The sequence below is a fragment of the Synechocystis sp. PCC 6714 genome, from assembly GCF_000478825.2.
In the GTDB taxonomy this organism is placed as follows: Bacteria; Cyanobacteriota; Cyanobacteriia; order Cyanobacteriales; family Microcystaceae; genus Synechocystis.
In genome coordinates this window covers 997,292-1,008,861 of the sequence record NZ_CP007542.1, presented here as the reverse complement: position 1 = coordinate 1,008,861, position 11,570 = coordinate 997,292, and the positions used below count along the sequence as shown (strand labels likewise).

The 11,570-nt window shown below is 47.3% G+C and carries 9 protein-coding genes and 1 pseudogene; 3 read left to right on the top strand and 7 right to left on the bottom strand.

The window, feature by feature from the left end:
* Positions 1-21 precede the first annotated feature (21 nt).
* Positions 22-1,185 (top strand): annotated as a pseudogene (locus tag D082_RS18025) (IS3 family transposase).
* Positions 1,186-1,454: 269 nt separating this feature from the next.
* Positions 1,455-2,642, top strand: a complete 1,188-nt coding sequence (locus D082_RS04460) for a TRC40/GET3/ArsA family transport-energizing ATPase (RefSeq protein ID WP_028948948.1) — start codon at positions 1,455-1,457, stop codon at positions 2,640-2,642.
* 2 nt (positions 2,643-2,644) lie between these two features.
* Here D082_RS04460 and D082_RS04455 read toward each other — a convergent pair whose 3' ends face one another.
* The 4 genes from D082_RS04455 to sufB form a co-directional block, all read right to left on the bottom strand.
* Entirely contained in the window at positions 2,645-3,907 is a 1,263-nt protein-coding gene (locus tag D082_RS04455; protein WP_028948949.1) for a SufS family cysteine desulfurase, read from the bottom strand.
* 75 nt (positions 3,908-3,982) lie between these two features.
* A complete protein-coding gene (gene sufD, locus D082_RS04450; RefSeq protein ID WP_028948950.1) occupies positions 3,983-5,344 on the bottom strand; it encodes a Fe-S cluster assembly protein SufD in 1,362 nt (453 codons plus the stop codon).
* Between the two features lie 78 nt (positions 5,345-5,422).
* Positions 5,423-6,193, bottom strand: a complete 771-nt coding sequence (gene sufC, locus D082_RS04445; RefSeq protein ID WP_028948951.1) for a Fe-S cluster assembly ATPase SufC — start codon at positions 6,191-6,193, stop codon at positions 5,423-5,425.
* A gap of 148 nt (positions 6,194-6,341) precedes the next feature.
* Positions 6,342-7,784 carry a Fe-S cluster assembly protein SufB gene (gene sufB, locus D082_RS04440; RefSeq protein WP_028948952.1) on the bottom strand — a complete coding sequence of 481 codons (1,443 nt, stop codon included), beginning with the start codon at positions 7,782-7,784 and terminating at the stop codon, positions 6,342-6,344.
* A gap of 312 nt (positions 7,785-8,096) precedes the next feature.
* Between sufB and sufR the strand changes: the two genes are divergently transcribed.
* Complete coding sequence (sufR, locus tag D082_RS04435; RefSeq protein ID WP_028948953.1) at positions 8,097-8,747, top strand: iron-sulfur cluster biosynthesis transcriptional regulator SufR; 651 nt, start codon at positions 8,097-8,099, stop codon at positions 8,745-8,747.
* On the opposite strand, the gene D082_RS04430 is transcribed toward sufR, so the two are convergent.
* The 3 genes from D082_RS04430 to D082_RS04420 all read right to left on the bottom strand — a co-directional run bounded on the left by D082_RS04430 (position 8,744) and on the right by D082_RS04420 (position 11,533).
* Entirely contained in the window at positions 8,744-9,652 is a 909-nt protein-coding gene (locus tag D082_RS04430; RefSeq protein WP_028948954.1) for an Hpt domain-containing protein, read from the bottom strand. The two genes, sufR and D082_RS04430, sit on opposite strands and share 4 nt — an antisense overlap.
* 227 nt (positions 9,653-9,879) lie before the next feature.
* Complete coding sequence (gene rsmG, locus D082_RS04425) at positions 9,880-10,683, bottom strand: 16S rRNA (guanine(527)-N(7))-methyltransferase RsmG (RefSeq protein WP_028948955.1); 804 nt, start codon at positions 10,681-10,683, stop codon at positions 9,880-9,882.
* Between the two features lie 16 nt (positions 10,684-10,699).
* Positions 10,700-11,533, bottom strand: a complete 834-nt coding sequence (locus D082_RS04420) for a DivIVA domain-containing protein (protein WP_028948956.1) — start codon at positions 11,531-11,533, stop codon at positions 10,700-10,702.
* Positions 11,534-11,570: the final 37 nt, after the last annotated feature.

Genomic DNA, 11,570 nt, shown 5'->3' with positions numbered 1-11,570 from the left:
CCAACCAAGGAGAATGTTCAAATGGCGAAAAAACCAAGACGACAATTTACTGACGAGCAAAAATCAGAGGCAGTAAAGATAGTAGAACAATTAGGAAAACCCATAAGCCAAGTAGCAAGAGAAATGGGTTTGACAGAAAATGGGTAAACCAGTCAAAAATTGAAATCCAAGGAGGAAGATAAGGTCAATTAACATCGGTGGAAAGAAAAGAACTAAATACCTTGCGCCGCGACTACAAAGAGTAGAAATGGAGCGGGATTTCCTAAAAAAGTCAGCGACCTTCTTTGCCAGGGAGAGCTCAGACCCTATGAGCTAATCCATACGGAGAAGGCAAACTTCCCCATCAGTCTGATGTGCCGAGTATTGCGGCAATCGAGAAGCGGCTACTATGCCTAGTGCAAGAGACCAGTATCCCCACGAAATAAGGAGAATGAACTCTTGTCCGAAAAAATCCAACAAATTCACCAAGATAGCCGTCAAACCTACGGCTCACGGAAAATTCAGGCGGCGCTAGCCTCTCAGGGTTTTCCCATAAGCCGCCAGCGAGTAGTACGATTAATAGCAAAACTCGGTATTAATGCTCACCTAAAACGGAAATTCAAGGTAACAACAGATTCAAACCACTCACTACCGATTGCGGAGAATGTTTTGGCCCGTAACTTTACAGCGACAGAACCTGACAAGGCATGGGTGGCAGACATGACCTATATCTGGACTACCGAGGGGTGGTTATATCTAGCAGTCATTATTGACCTGTTTTCTAGAAAAATAGTGGGATGGTCTATGGCAGAACATATGCGTACGGAATTGGTCTTGACTGCTCTGAATGCCGCATTGGGACAACGAAAGCCAGCGGAATCTGGTTTATTATTCCACTCTGACCGAGGCTCCCAATATGCCAGTCATGACTACCAAAACGCTCTTTCACAAGTTAATATAAACCGTAGTATGAGTCGTTGGGGTAATTGCTGAGATAATGCTGTAGCCGAAAGCTTTTTTATCACTATTAAAACTGAGTTTATCCACTCTGCTACTTTCTCTACCCGCGCCCTTGCTCGCACTGTCATTGTTGAGTGGATTGAAGTCTTTTATAATCGCCAGCGATTACACTCCACCATCAGCTTTCTTTCCCCTTCTCAATTTGACGATAATTTTTATCTCTCTCTACTACCTATCCACTCTTAACTTTTCTGTCCACTTTTTCAGGCTAAGATCATCTGCTTCTTTCACTTTACAAATGGACTCTTAGTGGCCAATCATCTACCTTTTGCCTAAATTTTGTACCCAGATCTTCAAGTTCGATATGGAAATCTGGACAAAAACCACTGCTAATCTAGGACAAAAATCAATACTTTTTCCCAAAGCCCAGTGTTTCCCGGCATAATGAAGAAATGGAAGTTAACAATATGTAACATTCCGTCCCCATCTTTTCACATTTCTAGGCAAATCTATTCATGCGCGTAATTCTCATGACAGGTAAAGGGGGGGTTGGCAAAACCTCTGTTGCGGCGGCCACCGGCCTCCGTTGTGCAGAATTAGGCCATAAAACCCTCGTTCTGAGCACCGATCCAGCCCATTCCCTGGCGGACAGTTTTGATCTGGAACTGGGCCATGAGCCCCGCCTAGTCAAAGAAAATCTCTGGGGAGCGGAATTGGATGCCCTAATGGAGTTGGAAGGTAACTGGGGGGCAGTGAAACGCTATATTACCCAGGTGTTACAAGCTCGGGGCCTTGATGGAGTACAGGCAGAGGAGTTAGCCATTCTCCCTGGTATGGACGAAATTTTCGGCCTAGTGCGGATGAAACGCCACTACGACGAGGCGGACTACGACGTACTGATTATTGACTCCGCTCCCACGGGCACGGCATTGCGCCTGCTCAGTTTACCGGAGGTGGGGGGCTGGTATATGCGTCGTTTTTACAAACCCCTGCAGGGTATGTCGGTGGCCCTGAGACCCTTAGTGGAACCACTATTTAGGCCGATCGCCGGCTTTTCCTTACCGGATAAGGAGGTGATGGATGCCCCCTACGAGTTCTATGAGCAGATTGAAGCATTGGAGAAAGTGTTGACGGATAACACCCAGACATCGGTGCGCCTGGTGACTAATCCGGAAAAAATGGTGCTAAAGGAATCATTGCGGGCCCACGCCTATCTCAGTTTGTACAATGTGGCTACGGATTTGGTCATTGCTAACCGGATTTTGCCGGAAGCCATTGATGATCCTTTCTTTCAACGCTGGAAGAGTAATCAACAGGTTTATAAACAGGAAATCTACGACAATTTCCATCCTTTACCAGTGAAGGAAGTGCCACTATTTTCCGAAGAAATGTGTGGTTTACCTGCTCTAGAACGACTCAAGGAAACGCTTTATAAAGATGAGGATCCCTCCCAGGTTTATTACAAGGAAAATACCATTAACATTGTTCAAGGCAATAACAATGACTACAGTTTAGAACTGTATCTACCGGGTATTCCCAAAGAACAAATTCAACTGAACAAAACCGGCGATGAATTGAATGTCCGCATTGGCAATCACCGTCGCAACCTAGTTCTGCCCCAAGCCTTGGCCGGGCTGGCCCCCGCTGGAGCAAAAATGGAAGATGATTACCTCAAAATTAGGTTTGCCAACGTGGCTAAATAGCCTTAAGCACTGAAGTCATCGTCGCCGAAGAAGCTAATGGTTGCCTGCAAAGACTGCAAGAATAAATCAATTTCTTCTTTGGTGTTGTAGAAATATAGGCTGGCCCTAGCGCTGCCAGAAGCATCAAATAAGCGGTGCAATGGTTGGGTGCAGTGGTGTCCAGAACGGATGGCAATGCCGTCTTGATCTAACATGGTGGCCACATCGCTGGCATGGAGTCCGGCCACGTTGAAGGAAGCTAAGGCCGCCCGATCGCCGTGGTAGGGACTAGGGCCGTAGAGTCGCAGTTGGGGAATTTGCTCCAATCCTTGCCAGAGGTAATGGGTTAATCCCACCTCATAGTTATGGATAGTTTCCATACCCAGGCTGCTGAGATAATCCACCGCCGCCCCCAGGGCGATCGCCTCGGCAATGGCAGGGGTACCCGCTTCAAATTTGTGGGGCAGTTCCCCGGTGGTGAAATGGTCGAAAAAGACTTCCGCAATCATTTCTCCGCCACCAAAAAAGGGGGGCATTGCCTCCAAAATTGCTTCCTTACCGTACAGAAAACCAATGCCGGTGGGGGCACACATTTTATGGCCACTGGCCACTAACCAATCACAATCAATAACTTGCACATCCAAAGGATAATGGGGCGCACTTTGGCAGGCGTCAATTAACACTTTTGCCCCAACTTGATGGGCTAATCTGGTAATTTCTTCCACTGGGTTTAAGCACCCGATGGTGTTGGAAATGTGAACAACAGTAACCAGCTTAGTTCTTTCGGAAAGTAGGCTTTTAAACTGTTCTAAATCAAAACTCTCTTGCTCATTTAACTGAACGAACCTTAACACTGCTCCAGTTTTAGCCGCCACCATCTGCCAAGGCACTAAATTGCTATGGTGTTCCATTACCGTGGTGATAATTTCGTCCCCCGGCTTGAGATTATTCATGGCCCAACTATAGGCCACCACATTGATTGCTTCCGTGGCATTGCGGGTATAAACAATTTCCCTTGGCGATCGGGCATTGATAAACTCAGCTACTTTACTCCGCACCCCTTCGTAGGCATCGGTGGCCCGTACACTCAACTGATGGGCTCCCCGGTGAACGTTGGCGTTATCATTTTCGTAATAATGCAGCAATTTTTCCAGCACTACCTTCGGTTTTTGAGAGGTGGCCGCATTGTCAAAATAAACTAAAGGATGACCATTAATTTGCTGGTTTAGGATGGGAAAATCTTGACGAACAGTGAGGGCGAGACTAGGAACTTCTAGGGCAACCATAGATAAAAAGGCAAATACAACTTAGGACTAACTAATAAAAAGAACGGAGAAATGGTTATCAAGTTTATTCACTTACTAAACTGTTCGACAGGAAATACATTGCCGTAGACGTCCCCGTAAAGAAGCTAAAGGAATTTGATCCAAAATTTCCCCAGCAAAGGCATCAATCAGTAAATGGCGAGCATCGTAATCATTTAAACCACGACTGCGGAGATAAAAGACCTCGTCAGCTTCTAACTGGCTAACGGTGGCCCCGTGGGAACATTTAACATTATCAGCGGTGATTTGTAGCTCAGGTTTTGTATTAATGCGGGCTTTGGAAGATAACAACAAATTACGATTTAACTGTTGGGCGTTGGTCAATTGGGCCGCCTGGGGCACCAAAACTTTACCGCTAAAAACGGCTTGGGCATGTTCATCGACAATACACTTATGGAGTTGATTGGTTATCCCATGGGGATGATTTAAAGCTATGGTGCTGTGGGTGTCGCTCACCTGTCTTCCCGCCAGGGTAGTCAATGCTAAAAATTCAGTTTCCGTGGCTTCCCCTTCCTGTACCATTTGCAAACTATGGCGGGATAACTTTGCGCCCAAATTAACATCAATTAATTGGTAGCGACTCTGTTTCCCTTGGGCGATCGCCGTGGTGGCAATGTGAAAACCATCACCGGAATCCCGTTGATTACGGACATGGGTAACCCGGGCATTTTCCCCCAGATAAATTTCACTGACAATGTTGTTGAAATAGGGCTGTTGTTGCGGGCGATCGGTGCAATTGCTAGTAATCGCTCCGTAGGACTCAACAATGGTTAGCTTAGCATTACTCTCCGCTACCACAAGTAAGCGGGGCTGCACCAGCATGGGAGTGGGATCAGCCACTGTCAAAAATAGGCAGTGGATCGGTATTTCCAGTTCAACATTGGTGGAAATTGAAACTATGGCACTGTCTTTCAAGCCTGCTGTGTTCAGGTTACTGAAAACATTGTCTATATCCACTTGTTGAGCTAAATAATGATCCAACTTTTCCCGTTGGTTCAAGGGTAAATTAGCCCAAGCTCCACAGATAATACTATCGGGTAAATCGCTAATGTCCGATAATTCTGCTGAGAAAAAACCATTGACGAATACCAAACGGCTGTGACTAGCTTCGGGTAGATAGAAATTTTCCGCCGTGGCAACGTCTAAATCAACTTTTTGGGCCGCTGAAAAATCAACTTCTTTTAAGTTCGTTAAATCGGTAAATTGCCATTCTTCATCCCGTCTACTGGGTAGACGTAAATCAGCGAGCAACTTTTCTGAACGTTCTTGTTTGGCTAACAAAATTCCGTCTTCAACTTTCCCTACCAAGGCTTGATCTTTAAGGCTTTGTAGCCGTTCGTCCATTTCAACGTGGGGACTATTTTTGCTTAAAGCATTGGTTAAAATAGCGGCGGTCATATACAAATATCCTTGGCGATGGTGGTTAGGGTTAGTTAAGGTTTAAATTTCTCAGCTCGATCGTATTATAAAAAATGGTTAAACAGCAGCCAAAACTTGTTCATCTAAAAAGTCATAACCTTTTTCTTCCAATTCCAAGGCTAACTCCTTACCACCACTCATGACAATTTTCCCGTCATACATTACATGAATATGGTCAGGAATAATGTAATTAAGCAACCGTTGATAATGGGTGATAACCAACGTGGCATTATTGGGATTTTTGAGAAAATTTACCCCTTCAGACACAATACGGAGAGCATCAATATCTAGCCCCGAATCAATTTCATCAAGGATAGATAAAGTTGGCTCTAAAATTGCCATTTGTAAAATTTCGTTGCGTTTTTTTTCCCCACCGGAAAACCCTTCATTCAAGCTTCGTTCTAGGAAAGCTGGGTTCATTTTAACCACGTCCAATTTTTCTTGAATTAAATCTTCAAAATCAAAGGTGTCTAATTCCTCTAAACCTTGGTGTTTCCTTTTGGCATTGTAGGCAATGCGGAGGAAGTCCAAGTTACTTACCCCAGGAATTTCCAATGGGTATTGAAAAGCTAGAAAAATTCCTGCTAAGGCCCGCTCATGGGGTTCCAGGGCCGACAAATCTTGACCTTGATAAATTATTTCACCGCCGGTAATTTCATAGTCAGGGTGTCCTGTAATCACTTTTGACAGGGTACTTTTTCCCGAACCATTGCGTCCCATGATGGCGTGGACTTCCCCTGCTTTAATTTCTAGGTTAACCCCTTTGAGAATTTGATTTCCATCAACGGAGGCGGCCAAATTTTTAATCGAAAGAACAGTCTGGCTCATGAATCAATTTGCTTAAGTAGTTGAGTAGTAAAAATAAGTTGGGTGAAGGAAGTTAGTTTTTTAATCACATTTGATCAAAACAGTAGGTAATTGTCAGAGGCCTGGGCTGGGATAATTCGGCGCCAACTGTCCTTACCCATAGATTTGATTAACCCACAGTGCCTTCTAGTTTGAGGCTCAGTAATTTGTCAGCTTCCGCGGCAAATTCCATCGGTAATTCGTTGAGCACATCTTTACAGAAACCACTCACCAACATGGATACCGCATCCTCTTCAGAAATGCCCCGTTGGGCAAAGTAAAAGAGTTGGTCTTCGCCAATTTTGGAAGTGGACGCTTCATGCTCCACTTTGGCAGTGTTGTTATCCACTTGAATGTAGGGGAAAGTATTAGCTGCCGCCCGATCGCCGATGAGCATGGAGTCACATTGGGAATAATTGCGTGCCCCCTGGGCTTTGGGGCCCATTTTCACCAAACCCCGGTAACTGTTGGCGGAATTACCAGCGGAAATCCCTTTGGAAATAATGGTACTACGGGTATTTTTGCCGATGTGAATCATCTTCGTGCCCGTGTCCGCCTGTTGCTTATTATTAGTTAAAGCAATGGAATAGAATTCCCCGACGGAATTATCCCCCACCAGCACACAACTGGGATACTTCCAGGTAATGGCAGAGCCAGTTTCCACCTGGGTCCAGGAAATTTTAGAATTAACCCCTTTGCATAGCCCCCGTTTGGTGACAAAGTTGTAAATTCCGCCTTTGCCATTTTCATCCCCGGCGTACCAGTTTTGCACAGTGGAATATTTAATATCCGCATTATCCAAGGCCACCAATTCTACCACCGCAGCATGGAGTTGATTACTATCGTACATGGGCGCTGTGCACCCTTCCAAATAGCTAACGGAAGCCCCTTCTTCGGCAATGATCAATGTCCTTTCAAACTGCCCCGTATCTCCATTATTAATGCGGAAATAGGTGGACAATTCCATGGGACATTTCACGCCCTTGGGAATAAACACAAAGGAACCGTCACTGAATACTGCAGAATTTAAGGCAGCAAAAAAGTTGTCGGCGGTGGGCACCACACTGCCCAAATATTTCTGCACAAGCTCAGGATGTTCCTGCAACGCTTCCGAAATAGAGCAGAAAATCACCCCGTCTTCCGCTAATTTTTCCTTAAAAGTTGTACCGATGGAAACGCTGTCAAAAATGGCATCCACCGCCACATTACTCAAGCGTTTTTGCTCCGATAGGGGAATACCCAATTTTTCAAAGGTTTCCAACAGAGCTGGATCCACTTCATCAAGGCTTTCCAACTTTTTTTTACTCTGCTTGGGGGCAGAATAGTAAATAATATCCTGGTAATTGATGGGGGGATAATGCACCGCAGGCCAATTGGGTTCCGTCATGGTCAACCAGTGGCGATAGGCCCGCAGGCGGAAATCCAGCATGAATTCCGGTTCATTTTTCTTGGCGGAAATGAGTCGCACCACGTCTTCGCTCAGGCCACGGGGGATGGCATCCGCTTCAATGTCGGTGACAAAGCCATATTTATAGGGTTGGTTGACAAGGTTTTTAACAATGGTGGAACTCATCGAATGCAGTGTTCTCCGGGGAATTCAGATGGGGGACTGCCCCAAGCAATGGATGGGCAGTGGGACGCAATAAATCTCAAGGAACGGGAGTTAAACAACCTATTTGTTGTTTTAGTCTATTCTAGAATAGATTAGCAACCCGATTGTTGTCAAAGTGCCGAGGTTGGCGATCGCCTGGGGCTTCCTTACCTTACCAATGGCTAATGGCCCGACAATTAACTTAGGCAATCATGCTTAGCATAGAGGTTGTCCCTTCAGTTTACTGGACGGCCACCGCATCGGTTCCCAAATTTCCCTCTCCTTTTGTTGACCATGACCCTCAGTTCTTCCCATTCCACCAAAGAAGATATCCTGCGCTATCTCCTCAAAGAAGGACAAGGATCGGCGATCGCCATGGCTGAAGAGTTGGGCATTAGTCCCCAGGCCATGCGAAAGCACCTCAAGGACTTGGAAAATGATGGGCTCATTGAGCATCAACAGGAAAAACAGGGCATGGGTAGACCCCAATTTCTCTACCAGTTGAGTAAACAGGGGCGGGAACAATTTCCCCAGCGCTACGGTGAATTTGCCCTCTCCTTCATTGATTCTTTGGTGGAAACAGTGGGGGAAGAACAGTTAGGAGCGGTGTTGAAAAAGCAATGGCAACGGAAAGCAGAAGCCTATCGCCAGCAAATTGGCCAGGGCTCCTTAGCTAAAAGAGTACATAAACTGGTAGAGCTGCGGCGGCAGGAAGGTTACATGGCCGAACTCCATCCTTTGTCGGTGGAACAATCGGAAAAATTTATTTTGTCTGAGCATCACTGCGCGATCGCCGACGTGGCCGAATCCTATCCCAGCGTTTGTGGCCACGAGTTGGAAATGTTTGCCGCCATTTTGCCGGACTGCGCCATTGAACGCACCCATTGGCTCAACAATGGGGAACATACCTGTGGCTATTTGATTGAGTCCAGACCTTCCGACTAACGGGCCGAAGAAAGATTTTTAATCAATTGACGCAGTTGACTATCGTTAAACACCTTCATCAGAATATTCGCCGCCGCCGTCGGTTCCGCCGGAACTAATACCTGGGCCACGTGGCTAGAAGCCAACTGTTTCAAGCCATCGCTGACCTTAATATTTTCTGGTTTTGCCAACGTAAAACAGTCATAGCCCTGTTTCAAATCCTTGAGCACCACCGGGGCCAAAGTGCGGTAGGAATGTAAGGGATTGGCGATCGCCTGCTTACTGAGGGAAAGCAAATGTTGCCAATTCTCCTGTTTGGGGGCCAAGCGACCTAGGCGAGTGCAATATTCCTGTAGTTTTTCCCTAGAAGTGGCCGATGCTTCCTGCTTAAACACCTGGAGCATTTTGTGCAACAGGATTTTAATTTCCTCCGGTACATCACTCTCATTGAATGTACCCACATTGGTGGACTTGGCCGCGAGGGCCTGGGCGGAAGTGACCGGGGCACTGCCCTGGGTGAGGAGGTAATTCAAATAATTTTGTAGCTCCTCAAACTGATGGGAAGCCCCATCCACAATGGAATCTGCTTCCTCTGGCTGAAGTCCCGCTGGACTCTGCAATTTTTCCACTAAATCCTGCAAGACATCGTAGCCGTTGAGAAACAGAGACTCCAACTTCTGATCAACGGGTAACTTGTGTTCCTTCAATACCTTAAACGCATCCTCCAGGCGGTGGGCGGTTTTTTGGATACTTGTGTAGCCCAACATGGCCGCACCCCCTTTGACGGAGTGGGCCGCCCGAAACATTTCATTGACCTGCTCCGAGTCCTGCACCACCTTACCCAGGTCAAGAATACCCCGCTCTAGGGTTTCCAAATGTTCCTGGGCTTCCTCAATAAAATAGCCGAGGATTTTCTGTTGATCCAAGGTCGTACCCTCAAATTTGGATGGCTGCTCCCCCAAGGCACCCCCAGCAGACTAAAGTACATCATCAAACTTAGTAGATGTTAACTTTAGTCCTGGAAATGGGCAAAGGAGAAAAACTGAGTAAGACTTCTCACATCTTATCGAGAAATTCTATCCCCAATGGTGTTTCTCTCCAACAAAAGCTTTTTTGTTAACAAGTCATGACATTTTTGCCAACGGAAAAATATCTATGACCCTATCCCCAGGGGATGTTGACGGGGCACCCCGATCGCCCGGGGAAAATCTTTTGGAGTGGGCTTTTCCTTGGTCATATAAATAAAATGCCGCTGGGCTTTGCTCCAGGGAGTAACCACCGCCACCGTTGCCATTACCCTGCCCCCCAGTAACAGACTGGCCCGTTCTAACTGTTCCGCTTCCTCCGGCGACCACTGCCCCCGATATAGCACCACCATGCCCCCCAATTTCACCAAAGGGAGGGCATATTCTGCACAAACCGCCCCTTCCCCCACTGCCCGGATCAAAGCCAGGTCATACTTTTGGCGATGGGGACCCTCTTGACCCAGGGCCTCCGCCCGGGCCACTAAATAACTGAGATTAGTTAAGCCTGAACGATAGCCCAACTCCTCTAGGTAATTGATTTTCTTGCGGGTGGAGTCCAACAATGTCACTGACCATTGGGGCCAGACCAAGGCCACGGGCAATCCCGGAAATCCGCCCCCAGTGCCAATATCAATCACCTCTGGCTGGGATAAATTACGACAATGGTCCGACAACAAAATGCCCGCCAAGGAGTCCCACAGATGTTTTTCCAAAAAATCTAGGGGAGCGGTGATGCGGGTTAAATTCAACCGAGCATTGCCGGCCAACACCCCTTGGTAAAGTTTAACTAGGGCTTCGACTTGATCCCCATCTGGTTGCCATGGCAAACCTCCGGGCCAGGCCAGCAACTCCCGGCGGAACTGGACTAAATCCTCTCCATCGGGGGAAAAATAGGCCGCTTTTTGATCTGATTTGTCTAAATTCGCTGACACAATTACTTACCCAAACTTAACGGGAACGACGGCGGGGGCGATCGCCCCGGGGGGGTTTGGGGGCCGGAGTAGGTTGAATCACAGGGGTCGGGGTCGCTACAGGGGGACGGTTGGTAATGGTGGCGTTATGTTCAGCGGAATTTTCGTAGAGAATCTGACGGCTCTGGCTCACACTACGCATCATCTGCCCCAACTCTCCTTCCAGGCGGCTCAACAGGCGATCGGCATAGGTGTCCACATCCCGTTGCATTTCCGTTGCTTCCTGTTCCGTTTGCTTTTGAAGAGCTTCACATTCCTGCACCGTCTGCTGACGGAACTGCTGAATTTCCTGGTGGGTAACCTGCTTAATCTGTTCTAGTTCTCCCATGGTTTGGCGCCGCAGGGTATCGCATTCCTGTTGGGTTTGCCGTTGTAGAGCATCACACTCCTGTTGTACCTGGCGCTGGAGGGCATCACAATCCTGCTGAACTTGGGCTTTGTACTGATCCGCTTCGTATTGGGCCTTTTGAATAATGCCCGATTCATCCTTGATGCGTTGGGCTTCCTGGTGGGCCACCTCAATCAGCCGCTGGGCCTCCAATTCGGCCCCCTGTAAAATTTGCTGTTCCCTTTCCAAAATGGCGATCGCCCGATGCACAGCCCCTGGAATGAACTCAGCAATGATGTCAATTTGGTCAAGGATTTTCTCCTCATCCACCACACTCCAAGCCGTCAGGGGAATATGAAAGCTGTCATAGAGTAATTCCTGAAGCTCAGCTAATTGTTGTTGAATGTCGAAATCCACCGCCTGACCGGGCACAACGGCGCTGTTCTCAGTTACTTCGGGATTGGCACTCTCTCGGCGGGTCATAGGGTTATCTGGGCGCTTGACGGGGCAAATAAAACGA